Source organism: Mycolicibacterium sp. 624, from assembly GCF_040548615.1.
Lineage (GTDB): Bacteria > Actinomycetota > Actinomycetes > Mycobacteriales > Mycobacteriaceae > Mycobacterium.
The window spans coordinates 210134-223555 of sequence record NZ_JBEPRZ010000010.1; the positions used below are offsets into that span (position 1 = coordinate 210134).

Annotated in this window: 13 protein-coding genes and 3 pseudogenes; 8 read left to right on the forward strand and 8 right to left on the reverse strand. The window is 64.0% G+C overall.

Annotated features, from left to right (window positions below; all coding sequences use genetic code 11):
- Positions 1 to 80 precede the first annotated feature (80 nt).
- On the forward strand, positions 81 to 455 hold the full coding sequence (locus ABIA65_RS31280) for a hypothetical protein (RefSeq protein WP_354526005.1): 375 nt from the start codon (positions 81 to 83) through the stop codon (positions 453 to 455).
- Positions 456 to 562: 107 nt separating this feature from the next.
- On the opposite strand, the gene ABIA65_RS31285 is transcribed toward ABIA65_RS31280, so the two are convergent.
- The 4 genes from ABIA65_RS31285 to ABIA65_RS31300 all read right to left on the reverse strand — a co-directional run bounded on the left by ABIA65_RS31285 (position 563) and on the right by ABIA65_RS31300 (position 3645).
- Complete coding sequence (locus ABIA65_RS31285) at positions 563 to 1225, reverse strand: MspA family porin (RefSeq protein ID WP_354526006.1); 663 nt, start codon at positions 1223 to 1225, stop codon at positions 563 to 565.
- Between the two features lie 155 nt (positions 1226 to 1380).
- Positions 1381 to 2049, reverse strand: coding sequence for an MspA family porin (locus ABIA65_RS31290; RefSeq protein ID WP_502919640.1), 669 nt, complete (start codon positions 2047 to 2049; stop codon positions 1381 to 1383).
- 80 nt (positions 2050 to 2129) lie between these two features.
- Positions 2130 to 2672 carry an Rv2240c family protein gene (locus tag ABIA65_RS31295; RefSeq protein WP_354526008.1) on the reverse strand — a complete coding sequence of 181 codons (543 nt, stop codon included), beginning with the start codon at positions 2670 to 2672 and terminating at the stop codon, positions 2130 to 2132.
- Between the two features lie 700 nt (positions 2673 to 3372).
- Complete coding sequence (locus tag ABIA65_RS31300; RefSeq protein WP_354526009.1) at positions 3373 to 3645, reverse strand: hypothetical protein; 273 nt, start codon at positions 3643 to 3645, stop codon at positions 3373 to 3375.
- 744 nt (positions 3646 to 4389) lie between these two features.
- Between ABIA65_RS31300 and ABIA65_RS31305 the strand changes: the two genes are divergently transcribed.
- Positions 4390 to 4752 carry a hypothetical protein gene (locus ABIA65_RS31305; RefSeq protein WP_354526026.1) on the forward strand — a complete coding sequence of 121 codons (363 nt, stop codon included), beginning with the start codon at positions 4390 to 4392 and terminating at the stop codon, positions 4750 to 4752.
- Between the two features lie 36 nt (positions 4753 to 4788).
- Here the strand turns inward: ABIA65_RS31305 and ABIA65_RS31310 are convergent.
- Positions 4789 to 4908, reverse strand: a pseudogene (locus tag ABIA65_RS31310) (TetR family transcriptional regulator); the annotation flags it as partial.
- 1 nt (position 4909) lies between these two features.
- Here ABIA65_RS31310 and ABIA65_RS31315 point away from each other — a divergent pair.
- Positions 4910 to 5532 (forward strand): annotated as a pseudogene (locus ABIA65_RS31315) (alpha/beta hydrolase family protein); the annotation flags it as partial.
- Positions 5533 to 5574: 42 nt separating this feature from the next.
- Positions 5575 to 5769 carry a DUF3159 domain-containing protein gene (locus tag ABIA65_RS31320; RefSeq protein ID WP_354526010.1) on the forward strand — a complete coding sequence of 65 codons (195 nt, stop codon included), beginning with the start codon at positions 5575 to 5577 and terminating at the stop codon, positions 5767 to 5769.
- Positions 5770 to 5938: 169 nt separating this feature from the next.
- Here ABIA65_RS31320 and ABIA65_RS31325 read toward each other — a convergent pair whose 3' ends face one another.
- Entirely contained in the window at positions 5939 to 6793 is an 855-nt protein-coding gene (locus tag ABIA65_RS31325) for a class I SAM-dependent methyltransferase (RefSeq protein WP_354526011.1), read from the reverse strand.
- A 118-nt stretch (positions 6794 to 6911) separates the two neighbouring features.
- Entirely contained in the window at positions 6912 to 7505 is a 594-nt protein-coding gene (locus ABIA65_RS31330; protein WP_354526012.1) for a helix-turn-helix domain-containing protein, read from the reverse strand.
- A gap of 107 nt (positions 7506 to 7612) precedes the next feature.
- Here ABIA65_RS31330 and ABIA65_RS31335 point away from each other — a divergent pair, with 107 nt between their 5' ends.
- The 3 genes from ABIA65_RS31335 (at position 7613) to ABIA65_RS31345 (ending at position 12076) form a co-directional block, all read left to right on the forward strand.
- Entirely contained in the window at positions 7613 to 8644 is a 1032-nt protein-coding gene (locus ABIA65_RS31335; protein ID WP_354526013.1) for an NAD(P)/FAD-dependent oxidoreductase, read from the forward strand.
- A gap of 109 nt (positions 8645 to 8753) precedes the next feature.
- On the forward strand, positions 8754 to 9188 hold the full coding sequence (locus ABIA65_RS31340; RefSeq protein ID WP_354526014.1) for an MmpS family transport accessory protein: 435 nt from the start codon (positions 8754 to 8756) through the stop codon (positions 9186 to 9188).
- On the forward strand, positions 9185 to 12076 hold the full coding sequence (locus tag ABIA65_RS31345) for an MMPL/RND family transporter (protein WP_354526015.1): 2892 nt from the start codon (positions 9185 to 9187) through the stop codon (positions 12074 to 12076). Before ABIA65_RS31340 ends, ABIA65_RS31345 begins: the two co-directional genes overlap by 4 nt.
- A 753-nt stretch (positions 12077 to 12829) precedes the next feature.
- On the opposite strand, the gene ABIA65_RS31350 is transcribed toward ABIA65_RS31345, so the two are convergent.
- Positions 12830 to 13132, reverse strand: coding sequence for an IclR family transcriptional regulator domain-containing protein (locus ABIA65_RS31350; RefSeq protein ID WP_354526024.1), 303 nt, complete (start codon positions 13130 to 13132; stop codon positions 12830 to 12832).
- Between the two features lie 166 nt (positions 13133 to 13298).
- On the opposite strand from ABIA65_RS31350, the pseudogene ABIA65_RS31355 reads away from it, so the two are divergent.
- Positions 13299 to 13422, forward strand: a pseudogene (locus tag ABIA65_RS31355) (IS3-like element ISMyma8 family transposase); the annotation flags it as partial.

The following is a 13422-nucleotide window of genomic DNA, read 5'->3' on the forward strand; positions in this document are numbered from 1 at the left end:
TCCAATCGCACCGCCTACCAACATTTCACGAACTGATTGCCGAGTATCTGCGTCGGCATGACGTCGACACGATGCCCGAGGTGTTCGAAAGCACAGAGCTGACGCCACGCCAACGGCTGCTCGCGGTGTTCGACAAGCCTGCGGAGTTCACCCATGACGGAATGCCTCTCCACTCGTTCGTCGCCGCTGCGGTGCAGATCGCCGACCCCGAGCATCCCGCCCGCGTGCGAGCCCGCGAGTACAAGGAATCCGTCACCGCCCGAATGACCGAGACCGCCCGGGAGGCTGGTGCCGCCGATCCGGAACCGCTCGGGGAGCAGCTGGCGTTGCTGCTCGACGGCGCCTCGGCCCGGCCCGGGCCCTCGGCACTGACGCCATCCCAGCCGACGACGCAGCGCCCCTTTGCCTTCACACCTTCCTCATGCTTCTACAGTCGAGCGGTCGCCTTTGATTGACCTGGCGGTGCTCATCGGCCGTTCGGCATGGTGTGGTCCGGGTGCATTCATATTGCACTGTGGGCTGTTTCTGAGTTGTGGTCTTTTGTGGTGAGAGTTGTTGGGGTTTATACGGTCTTGGTGGTGCCGTAGTAGGCGACGACGTCGTCGGTGATGTCGTTGTTGCTGGTGAGGATCGCGTAGGAGCGTAGAAAGGATTGGCCGACGCAACCGTCGAGTTTGATGTGGAGGTCGTGGAGGCTGACGCGGACGTCGGTTCCCTTGAACTCCTTCTTGGTGGCTTGGACGTTGGTGACGTCTCCGGGTTTCAGTGTCACTTCCACGGTGCCCGAGATCGGGAATGACAGGCCGGTGGGCGCGCCCAGGAGGCTGCCGGCCGGGGCGATACCGGCTGAGGCAGTGAGTTTGACCTTGTCGGCCACGATGCCGCAGCCGATCTGGTAGCCCACTTCCAGAGTGCCTCCTGCGAGTTCGGTCGTGCCGTCGCCGGTCACCGAGCCCGCGAAAGTGGCCTTCACCAGGTACTCGCGAGAGGAGATCGCGGTGGTCAGCGGATTGACCGCTATCTGGGACTCGTCGCGTGCGCCGACGGTCAGGTGCCAGCCCTCAGGTGTGATCAGCACGCCGGACGCCGCGGAGGCGACAGCGCCTTCTAGTTGCGGGGCAGGGCTGTCGGCAGCGGAGGAGGGATCGGGTTCTGCGCGTGCAGGGCCAATCGGCCCGAGTGCGAGGAGGAATCCGGTGGCGATGGCGGCGGTGGTTCTCATCATTGGGCGAGTGCCCCCTTCTTGTGAGTCTGTCGAATGGGTTTCCGGCGGGCAGCAGAGGCGCGATGTCCGCCGCCAGTTGGCAGTGCTCTGCGGGCATCCTGGCTTGGGAATCAGTTTGGGCCAGAGGCTTTCGGCTAGCCGTGGGCAGCCAACGGTCAGACGACCTTGACCGTGCCGAGGTAGGTGGTGAGGTCCTCGGTGTCGGTGGTCGAGCTGCTCAGCGTGGCGTAGGACTGGATAAACGATTGGCCCGCGCAACTGTCGATCTTGACCCGGAAGTCTGCGATGTTGACTCTGACCTCGGTCGCCTTGAACGACTTCTTGGCCACCGGCACGATGTTGACGACACCGGGCCGCAGGTGCACGCGCACCAGACCCCCCACCGATGGGAAGTTGCTGTCGCCGGTCAGAGGGAACTTCAGCGTGGGGCTGATACCGATGGAGCCGGCGAGGTCGACCACATCGGCGGTGATTCCGCATCCGATCCGGAAGCCGACCTCAAATGTACCGCCGCTCAGCGTGGTCGATCCGCCACCGGCCACGTTGCCCACGAAGGTGCCACCGACGGCGTACTCGCGCGATGAGGCCGCGGTCGTCAACGGTGCCACCGGCAGGAGAGTCTCATTCTTGGCCGACACCGTCAGCTGCCAGCCGTCAGGGGTCTGGAAGAAGCTCGCCTCGGCCGGCGCCATCAGCCCGGCCGGCGCAGGTGGCTCATCGCTGACCGCAGGTGCCGGCGGCGGGGGGTCGGCCGAGGCGACCGGGCAGGCAACCGCAGCCAGGACGGACACGACTAGAGCGCCCAGACGAACTCTGTTGAGCATCACAGTGACAAGCCTTTCGTTGAGATCAGGTGACTTTCGTTGAGATCAGGCGATAGGAAGGGCGCCTGTGCAGCGGGTGGCTAGCCCGTAGCGGCCGATTGGTTTTGCGCACAAGCAAGTTGCACCGAATAGGTGTCATCATTGAGTGCGACAGCCGCGGTGTTGATCCGGTCGTCGCCGCTGCGCAGACCCATCAGGACCAGCAGTTTGGACGCCTGAAGTGACCACTTGCGCATCGGGCCGGCGATCTCTGGCTGCACACCCGGGGTCGCCGATGCGTCCAGCGCCCGGGCAGCCGCCATACGTAGAGCCGTCCTCCCGGTGACGTTCGCGTCACGAACAACGGGGTCGTCGTATCGCCACTGATCACCTGAGGTCACATCAGCGAAGTCCGAGTACGTGCCCGCCGCGAGATCCAGTGCCTCAGCGAATTGCTGGCACGCACGACCAGCGCCGTCCTGACCAACAGGATCCACAGCCGCGGCAACCACGTCGGGAGCTACTGGGATCGGTTGCGTCTCATCAGGGTCAGCGCCGGCAAGGGGCGAGGAGACCAAAGCCAGCGCGATCGCGACCGCTGTTGTCGCAGTGACGCCACGTCGTGTGGTGACTAACGAGCTCACCGTCGCCCAACCTCGCGACCTGCCAATGGACACCACGCCCGGCATGACCGGTACAGGTGTCCTCGGCAGCATCCGCCGACGATGCAAACGCACCGCCCCTCTGGACCGGTGGCCAACCGTGGCGTACCTCGTAGCATAGTTGCATTGCTGCTCAAGCGTTTTCACGCGAGTCCTCATGTTGAATGTGAATGTGGTTGTGCAGAGTTCTTATTCAAAGGCGGCATGCCAGCATCGACGCTGCCACCGATGGAGGCGTTCCTGCGTTGCCGCACTGACGCGGTGTGCGATCTTCTGAGCCTGTTGGAAGTTCGCCTCCCCTACGCCTTCGTCGATCTGACATGTTGAGTGTGAGCGGTGCCACATAGGACTGTGCAGTAATCTGAACATAGGCCGGGAAAGCTGTCAACACCGTTCCCTAAACTGAACACAATTGATCGTTGGCTTGAACTACCTGATGCTGCGGGGAAGTCGCGACCGCACCGTGTTCCGCGAAATCTTCAACGTTCGGCGATCAACTTGATCGGCCGTCCCTCCGCTCGATGCAGCCTGCAGATCTCAGCCCAATCCACCAGTGTCTCTCCGTCAACATTCCCACCGCCACACCGAGGATTGCACGTCCTACGGCGGGCACTTCGACCTCTGCGGAGGTAGAGCGCCCGTCGATATCCCTCTATGGCTGTTTCGTCGCCATGGGTGCGTGCTAGGGCTGCTGCGACGGTTTGGTGGAGCAGGACGGTGATGGTGGTGGGGCGACTCCCCCCGGGACGGGTGTGATCAGGTGGACGCGCTGGGCGGCGGTGTCGTATTCGACGTCGCCGATGTTGCCGGGGTTGTAGCCTGCGCCGATGACCACCGCTCCGGATTTGATCCAGGCACCCTTGATGAGTTCGGGTCGGCAGACTGCGGCGACCACGATGTCGGCGCCGCCGACGATGCGGAAGCAGGTCGATGGTTCGTGAATGGCATGTTGCAATCGGCGATGCGATTTCGTCACGTCACACGCAGCGCGCAGGGGTAGTGCTGATTTCGAGATATGTTGTTTACCAACTTATTTAAGATCGGCGTGCCTCTTGCGGCTTAGCGTGCTTGGCAGCCTCTGGCGGAGCTTCAGGAGAAGGGCGGCAAACTCCGCCGCGGCGAACTGGGCCTGAAAGCGGCTGTCGTGCTGCTGGAAATAGAAGTCAGTGAACAAGAGCTGCGATCTGCTGTTGGCGGCCAGGGACGACGGCGGTTTGAAGCGTCGACCGGCATCCGCGGCGGGCCTTGTTCTCAGCGTCTGTCGCACCCGGCGGCGCGCCGGCTACCACGGAGACGAAGGGGGTGAATCGAGAGTCCCGGCCGATCAAGCAACTGCGGAACGATACGTTTGATTGCGCGGTGCAGACCACCTAGGGGCCAGCCGCTTGGGAATCTTTATGGCACATCGCCTTTCGGTCGTTCGTCGGATCGACCAGCTTGCCATACTCGACGAGCGGCGGATCATGGACGTGGGCACGCTCACCGCATTTGTGTCCCGGCTGTACCCCTGCGGGCGAACGCCCGCCAGCAGCGGCTCTGCGGCGCGCTCGCTCATGACGCCAATCGGAATGCTCCCGCTCGGCCGTCCCCAAGGCTCGACTCCTGATCCCATGGCCCGTATCCAGATAGGGCTCAATCGATCTCAGACGCCTTCGGCGAGAGGTTGCATGATTCGCGTCGACAGTTCGAGGAGCGCTCGGTGCAGATCGGCATCATCGATGTCGCCGAGCGACGGATCGGAGGCGGTCTTGCCCATTACAGCGAAAAGCACCGAGCACGCGATCCGCGCGGTGGGGTGACGATCGGGACCCTCCAGCAGCTCGCGAAGACGGTCGGTCACAGCTCTCATTTCAGGCTGCGCGAGGACCATGTTTTCGATAGCGGGATCGCCGTGGAACATGACGGACAAGCACCGATGGCGCACGGCCATTTCTACGAGACCGCTGATGACGACGGCCCGGCGAGCCTCCCAATCCGGGAGAGCTTCAGCGATCCTGATGACTCGCGCGAGGTCCCCGACGGGGGTCGGATCACGTCGAGGGCGATCTCCTCCTTTGACTGAAACTGGTAGTAGATCGCCGCTTTGCCGACCCGACCCGACGCGGTCAGCGATCATTTGCAACGACGTCCCGTGCACTCCGTGCTCGGCGAACAGGGCCGATGCGGCATTGAGGATGCGTTGGCGGGCGAGGCCCCGCGGTGCCACTGGTTTGGCCACGTACGCGGTACTACAGATCAACTTCCGTGGTTCGTCCGGGACAGCAAAGCGTTTCAGAAGGCGGCAGTCGGCGAATTCGCCTGCAAGATGCACGACGACCTCCTCGACGGCGTCGAATGGGCGATCGCGCAGGGCTACGCCGACCGCGATCGCGTCGCCATCTTCGGCGGATCGTACGGCGGCTACGCCACGCTGGTCGGCGTCACCTTCACCCCCGATGTGTTCGCCGCGGCGATCGACTACGTCGGCATCTCGGACCTGAGCAACTTCGTGCGCACCCTGCCCGAGGTCGCCCGCCCGCTTCTGGCCAACAACTGGCATCTATTCGTCGGCAACCCCGACGATCCGGAGCAGTTGAAGGACATGCTGGCGCGCTCGCCGATCACGAAGGTCGACCAGATCAAGACGCCGCTGCTGGTCGTCCAGGGCGTCAACGATGTTCGCGTCGTACAGGCCGAGTCCGACAACCTCGTCGCGGGACTGCGGGACCGCGGTGTCGAGGTGGAGTACATGGTCAAGGAGGACGAGGGCCACGGATTCGTCAACCCGGAGAACGTGATCGACATGTTCAACACCGTCGACCGTTTTCTCGGCGAGCAGCTCCGTGAGGGCAAGAGGGCGTGACCGAGGCGCGCACGCCCGGCTCTGCTCGAACAGATGCGCGGGGTGTCCGGGCTGGTGTATTCCAGTGCTCCCCACCTCGCCTACGTCATCGTGAACGTGATCGCCGACCTGAATGCGGCGGCGCTGGTGTCGATCTGCGTGGGGATTGTGCTGACCGCCGTCAGAATTGTGCGCATGGAATCGGTGCGACCAGCCTCCTGCGCGGCTTCGAGCCCCACCGCCGGCCACACTCGATGAACGGGCAGAATCGCTCGCGCGAGTGCGTCTCCGCGCCGCCGGCACAGACAATGCTGCCGAGCCTCCCGCATAGCGACTGGACACCATCAACGGGGCCCCCTCACTGCCGCCATTCGCATCGGCAAGTGATTACCGGGGAAGAGCGCAAACAGGTGACGACGGTCGAGGCTCACGTGCGGCGCGCGGCCCATACGGCGCGTTCAGTGCGCACAGCGAGATCATCGCGGCCCAGGATGCTGTGCGGGCCTTCAATGTCGATCAGCTGATCCAGCGCGACGAGATCGTCGACCGAGAGCGCGTCGGCGACGGCACCGCGCATACTGCGGAAACTGTGGAGTGCGTAGCGGCCGACCGCCTCGAAGTGGGAGTGCTCGATGTTGACGGCGATCGTGCGTTCGCCTTCGAGGGTGAATCCCGCAGCGGTGAGCCTGGGTCCCCAGTCGGCGCCGCGGTGGGGCACTTGGCCGGCGTGGTGGCGCTTGTTCGCGGCGTGGCAGCGTTCCTCCAGGCCGGGTCGGGCCTTGGGGGCGTCGTCGGGCAGGAACCGGGGGAAGCCGGCGAGTTCGACGACGGCGAACAGCCCGCTGGGGGCGAGAGTGTCATGGACTCGGCGCAACGTGTCGTCGGGATCGGCCATGTGGTGCAGGGCGGCCGATGCCCACACCAAGTCAGGTTTGCCGAGGTCCGGCCATGTCGCGTTGAGATCGGCCTGGACAGTGCGCACGCGGTCGGCCACTCCTCCCTCGCAGGCTTTTTCTCGCACGCGGTGCAGGTGACTGACTGAGGAGTCGACGGCAGTCAGATGCGCCTCGGGAAAGCGTGTGAGCAGGGCGAAGGTACCGGCACCGGTCCCGCAACCCAAGTCCAGAATCTGGCGAGGGTTAGCTTTGACGGGCAGCCACGCGGTGATGGATGCAATGTGCTCGGCGAGTAGTTCCGCGTCGAGGTCGAGGATTTCCGCCTGGCCCTGGACGCCACACCGATCTGCGTGGTGTGCGCCGTGGTCGTGCACGGAGAACGTCATGGCCCGACGGTAAGTCGATCATGCGGTCAATGCGCCACGTCTTGCGCAAGCGGCAAGACGTGGGGTGTTCGGGCCGCTGGACACGCAAGTAATCCGGGGAGGCGAGAGGGCGAACTGGTCACTGTGGCCGGTGTTCCTGTGCGGTCGCCTCCTTATCGGATTGGTGTGCCCGGCGGGCGTCGCGGTCGAAGATGCCCAAGATCTCACACGGTCCACCCTCGGCACCGATCGCGTGCGGCAGCATGGTGGGAAACTCAGCGGCCTCGTTGGTCTCCACGCGCAGGCGACGGTGGCCCAGCATCAGCACCGCGGTGCCGGACAGGACGACGAGCCACTCTTGCCCCGGGTGAGCACGCATGCGTGCGGGATTCTCCGGGGGCGGCTTCGTCATGCGCGTACGCACAACGGTCATGCCGGAATTCGCCTTGATCGGCCACCGCAATATCCCGTGGGCTGCATCGATCGCCGGGTGGGAGATCACGTCGTCGGCCTCGGTCTCGACCAACTGGTCCAGAGAAGTATCCAGGGCTCGAGCGAGCGTGACGAGTTGGTCCAAGGCCAGGCGCCGTGGGCCGGTCTCGATGCGGCTCAGCGACGACGGACTAATTCGTGCCCGGGTGGCCAACTCATCCAAGGACCAACCCTGCGCAACGCGTAGGGCGCGGATGCGTTTGCGTACCAGGCTGTCCAGATCACCACTTTCTTGCGCCATAAGCATCATCGTATGCCCATGCCGCAAGGCGTGCCTAGGCTCGTCACATACCGACCCGCGATCGGGCCGGGTCCAACTGACACGAGGGAAAGGGTGGGACGACGCCTGTGACAATTGCCGACAAGGTAACCGACACACTGCCGGGTGACGTGGTTGACGCCGTGGTGATCGGCGGCGGGGCCGCGGGCCTTGGTGGCGCGTTGATGCTCGCCCGCTTACGACGCTCGGTCGTCGTGATCGACAGCGGCACTCCCCGCAACGCGCCCGCGGAGGGCGTGCACGCCGTGCTCGGCCTGGACGGCACACCGCCGGCTGAACTGCTGCGCCGCGGCCGCGAGGAGGTGCGGCACTACGGCGGGCGTGTCGTGGCCGGCGAGGTGACCTCCGCTGCCCCGGGTGTGCCCTCTGCGGAGGGAGATCCCCGCTTCACCATCACGCTCACTGACGGTCGAGCCGTGAAGACGCGCCGCGTGCTGGTCGCCACCGGACTGCGAGACATCCTCCCGGACATCCCCGGACTGGCCCCGCACTGGGGCAAGGGCGTCGTGCACTGCCCGTTCTGCCACGGATGGGAGGTGCGCGATGAACCCATCGGCGTCGTGGCGGGGGGCCCGGGCTCGATCCTTCACGCTCAGCTGTTCCGTCAGTTGACCGAAGACCTCGTGTACTTCACCCGCGGCACCGACCTGGACGAGGACACCCGCGCCCGATTTGCTGCCCGCGGCATCCGTGTCGTTGACACCCCGGTCGCGGAGATCCAGTCCGACGAGACGGGCATTACAGGCGTGCGGCTCGCCGACGGACAGGTCGTGCCCCGGCGCGTCCTGTCGGTGCTCACTGGGATGCTGGCGCGCACCGACGGCCTCGATGGCCTGCAGCTGCCGATGGCGGACCTGCCGGGCGGCCTCGGCCGCGGCTTCGTCACCGGTATGGCAGGCACCACCGAAGTGCCGGGTGTGTGGGTCGCCGGCAACGCCACTGACCTGGCTGCGCAGGTCGGCGCCGCTGCCGCCGCCGGAGCCCTCGCCGCCTCTCACATGAACGCCGACCTCGCCATTGCCGACACCAACGCAGCCCTCATCGCCCGCCAGTCCCACACCACGCCCCCCAGGTTTGGGCTGGAGGAGAACAGCAGATGACGCTCACCTGGGCGGCCCCCTCTGGTGACGTCGACGAACTAGCAAGTCGCAGTGTGGAACTCATCGCGATGGACATGTTCTGCTACACAGGCGACAGCGAAGGCATGCGGTGACTGGCCTCCTCAAGCGGGCGTGGATTCCGCTGCTCATCGTGGTGGTCGTCGCGATAGCGGGATTGGTGGTCTATCGCATGCACGGGTTGTTCGGCTCGAACAACGAGATCACCCGCCCCGGAGCCGGTCTCGCGCAAGACCCCGAGCCGTTCAACCCCAAAGTGGTGACATACGAGATCTTCGGAATGAAAGGCGCCGTGGCGACCATCAACTATCTCGACCTAGACGCCCAGCCGCAGAGGGTTAGGGACGCCCGCCTGCCCTGGTCGATCACCCTCAGCACGACTGCACCCTCGGCGAGTGCCATCGTCGTCGCTCAGGGTGACAGGGACAGCATCGGCTGTCGCATCACCGTCGACGACGAAGTGAAGGATGAGAACACATCCGTCGGCGTAAGCGCTCAGACCTTCTGCCTGGTGAAGTCCGCATGAGCGACGACCGCGTCGGCAAGCACCCGGCGATTCCCCGGTTCATTCGCCTGTTCTGCGTGCCGGTTCTGTTGGGCTGGCTGGCGCTGACAGCCGTCGTGAACGTCGCCGTACCCCAGCTGGAGGTCGTCGGCCAGGAGCACGCGGTGTCCCTGACTCCCGACGACGCGCCGTCGCTACAGGCCACGATGCTGGCGGGCAAGGTCTTTGAGGAGTTCGACTCCAATAGCTCTGCCATGATCGTCCTGGAGAGCGACAAACCACTCGGCGAGGAAGCTCACCGCTACTACGACGGCCTGATCAAGAACCTTGAAGCAGACGCCAAGCACATCCAGCACGTGCAGGACTTCTGGGGAGATCCACTGACCGCAGGGGGCGCGCAGAGCGCCGACGGCAAGGCGGCCTACGTGCAGCTCTACCTGGCCGGCAACCAGGGCGAGGCGTTGGCCAATGAATCCGTCCAGGCGGTGAACGACGTGGTGGCCGCCACTCCGCCACCGGCGGGCTTGAAGGTCTTCGTCACCGGATCAGGTCCAATGGCCGCGGCTCAGCAGCACGCGGGAGACAAGAGCCTGCAACTGGTCACAGCAGTCACCATCGGGGTCATCCTGCTCACGTTGCTTCTCGTCTACCGCTCCGTCGTGACCGTGGCCCTCGTCCTGTTCATGGTGATGTTTGAGCTAATGGTCACCCGTGGGATCGTGGCATTTCTCGGCTACCACGAGGTGATCGGGCTCTCGACGTTCGCGGTCAATCTGCTCACCATGCTGGCGATCGCGGCGGGAACCGACTACGCGATCTTTCTCATCGGCAGATACCACGAGGCGCGGCAACTGGGAGAGGACCGCGAGGCTGCGTTCTACACGATGTATCAGGGCACCGCCCACGTGATCTTGGGGTCAGGCCTGACGATCTCCGGAGCGACCCTCTGCCTCAGTTTCACCCGATTGCCGTATTTCCAGACCCTCGGTGTCCCCTTGGCGATCGGCATGCTCGTCGTCACGTTAGCGGCACTCACCATGGCGCCTGCCCTGCTGACCGTGGTCAGCCGATTCGGCCTACTGGACCCCAAACGCACCACGAAAACCCGCGGCTGGCGCCGGGTGGGCACCGCCGTGGTGCGCTGGCCCGGCCCGATTCTCGTGGCGTCCATTGCGGTCGCCCTGGTCGGCCTCCTTGCTCTCCCGTCCTACACGACCAGCTACAACGACCGGAAATACGTGCCGGCCGACATCGAGGCAAACGAGGGCTACGCAGCAGCGGACCGGCACTTCTCCCAAGCCCGCCTCAATCCCGAAATGCTCCTGGTCCAGGCCGACCACGACCTCCGCAACTCCGCAGACATGCTCATCGTCGACCGGATCGCCAAGGCCGTCTTTCACCTTCCCGGCATCGCCCGAGTTCAGACCATCACCCGACCACTGGGCACCCCAATCGAACACACCTCGATCCCGTACCAGATCGGCATGCAGGGCGTCACTACCCAGTTGAACCAGTCCTATTCGGAGGACCGAACAGCGGACCTGCTGGGCCAGGCCGACGACATCTCCAAGACGATCGACATCCTGCGACAACAGATGGCGCTGCAGAAGGAAACCGCTGCGGCCCAGAATGAGCAAACCACCGCCTTTCGCGACATCATCCCGGTCATGAACGACCTACGCGACAAGATCGCCAACTTCGACGACTACTTCCGGCCGCTGCGCAATTACTTCTACTGGGAACCGCACTGCTTCGACATCCCCTCCTGCGCGGCATTGCGATCGGTGTTCGATGCCATCGACGGCATCAGCCAGCTCTCCGACCAGTTCGGAACTATCACCGCCAGTTTGGACAAGCTTGCCGCCGCCCAATCGGAGCTGAACGCCCTGCTTCCGCCCCAAATCGCCAGCCAGGAGGCAAACCGCCACCGGATCCTGACCAACTACGCGACGCAGAAGGGTCTGCAGGACCAGCAGGACCAGCAGAATCAGAACTCGAACGCGATGGGTCAGGCGTTCGACGAGTCCAAGATCGACGACTCCTTCTACCTACCCCCCGAGGTCTTCGACAATCCCGACTTCAAACGTGGCATGAAACAGTTCGTGTCGCCGGACGGCAAGGCAGTGCGCCTCATCATCTCCCATCAGGGAGACCCGGCGACCCCCGAGGGCATCACGCACATCGGGCAGATCAAGAACGCCGCGTTCGAAGCCATCAAGGGCACACCACTGGAAACCTCGAAGATCTACCTCGGAGGCACCGCAGCGACCTACAAGGACATGCAGGAGGGCACGACATACGACCTGATGATCGCCGCCGTATCCGCGCTCGTCCTGATCTTCGTCATCATGCTCATCATCACCCGAGCAGTCATCGCCGCACTGGTGATCGTCGGCACGGTGTTGCTCTCGCTGGCGGCCTCATTCGGGTTGTCCGTCCTCATCTGGCAACACATCATTGGACTCGAGTTGCACTGGATGATCCTGGGCATGTCGGTGATCATCCTGCTGGCCGTCGGATCAGACTACAACCTACTTCTAGTGGCACGCTTCAAGGAGGAACGCGGGGCGGGCTTGAAGACCGGCATCATCCGGTCGATGGCCGGCACCGGCAGCGTGGTGACATCAGCCGGCCTGGTTTTCGCCTTCACGATGATGACATTCGCAGTGAGCGATCTGCGCGTAATGGCTCAGGTGGGCACCACCATTGGCCTCGGCCTGCTTTTCGACACCCTGGTGGTGCGGTCATTCATGATGCCAACCATCGCAGCACTGATGGGTCGCTGGTTCTGGTGGCCGCAAAACGTTCGAACCCGACCCGCGTCGGGCCAACGCGAACCCACCATGGCCGTATCGGTCGGACGGCACACCGCCGACGCAGCACCCAGCGATGAATGGAAGGCGGAATGAATGACGCAGTCGATGGAGCCAGCCTGCCCCTCCTGGGAGTCTTGGCGAGTCATGCGCGTTGACAAGCACCCTGGTGAACGGGGAATCGCCCGTGTCGTCGCAGCGCTGTTTGGGATTGGCGCGGCGGTGATGGGCGTCCTCTGGCTGGCGCCGCGAACGCTCCGCCGAAACTGGATCACGTCAGTCGCAGCGACACGCTGATGCGCGCTGAAATGGAACAATCGCAGCAGGCTCAAGAGGGCGGGCAGCAAACGTTCAACTACCGCAATCCTCAGCCACGTCGGGCGTCGCAGTGGGCGGAGGTATCAGACACCTGTAGGTGCTTATGTCTACGGTGATGGCTTCGCGCTAACGCTGATCTACGGCAGCACCCAGAGCGACTGGTGCCGCAACGTGATGGCCGCCGGGACCTGCACACTAATCTTCTGCGGCTGGCCGCGTTATCTGCCATTTCTGTGATTGGCCCCTGCGAACCCGAGGAGTTCACATAGAACCGCGCCAGCGGTGTGGTCGAGAATCACGACGTGGCCGGATCAATCTCGACGATAGCGACCTCGGCACTTGCAGCACTTCTCGATGCGGATTACGCATTCTCGATAGTTGATGTGCCTCAGCGCAATCGGTCAGCCATGTTGCTGGGACCCGCACCGTTGCCGCGACCACAGGGCTTACGCCTTGACCGGAACCGACGGCCGCGCCAAGCATGAGAATGTTCCTGCCTAGCTGGCCCCGCATGCATCACCTGCAACTCAGCTAATACAGTTGATCTATCTGCGGCGAAATGCCTTGCTGGACAACGGCGCGATCTGTCCGGCGGGCGATACGTAGGTACTCCTCAAGTCGGTACTGCATTCGCTCTGTAGGCATGCTGATCGACAACGCGGCGATCGGGCGCCGCTCAGCCTGGTAGACGCCCACAGCGATGCACGACTGCCCAACGACAGTCTCGCCGCGCGAACTCGGCGGGGCGCCGAGCTGAGCATATTGCCCTTCGCCCTTCCCGAGTCCTGTCCGAACGATGGGCTCTTTTAGGGTAAGGGGGAAGGGCTCTAGCACCTGCTTCAATGAGCGGTCTCAACGAAGTGTGCGCACATGTGATACCCCGAATTCCGCAACAGCCGTATGCCTTTCGCCAGAATCCGTGAGGTGAGCCCGTCGTAGTGGTCCAGTCGTTGTGGGACTCTGATGCCCGGTCTGCGGGCAAGGAAGAATCGACAACGACATGGCATCGAACAAGCGCCGGCAGCACACGCCGGAGCAGAGTATCCGCAAGCTCGCCGAGGGCAACAAACTCCTGGCCTCAGGGCAGGAGCTGGCCAAGGTGTGCCGGCACCTGGAGATCGCCG

Coding starts and splice junctions, on each gene's coding strand:
- ABIA65_RS31330 (WP_354526012.1), bottom strand. CDS start 7,505: ATGGCGCAAGAAAGTGGTGATCTGGACAGCCTGGTACGCAAACGCATC.
- ABIA65_RS31285 (WP_354526006.1), bottom strand. CDS start 1,225: ATGATGAGAACCACCGCCGCCATCGCCACCGGATTCCTCCTCGCACTC.
- ABIA65_RS31290 (WP_502919640.1), bottom strand. CDS start 2,049: ATGCTCAACAGAGTTCGTCTGGGCGCTCTAGTCGTGTCCGTCCTGGCT.
- ABIA65_RS31345 (WP_354526015.1), top strand. CDS start 9,185: ATGAGCGACGACCGCGTCGGCAAGCACCCGGCGATTCCCCGGTTCATT.
- ABIA65_RS31325 (WP_354526011.1), bottom strand. CDS start 6,793: ATGACGTTCTCCGTGCACGACCACGGCGCACACCACGCAGATCGGTGT.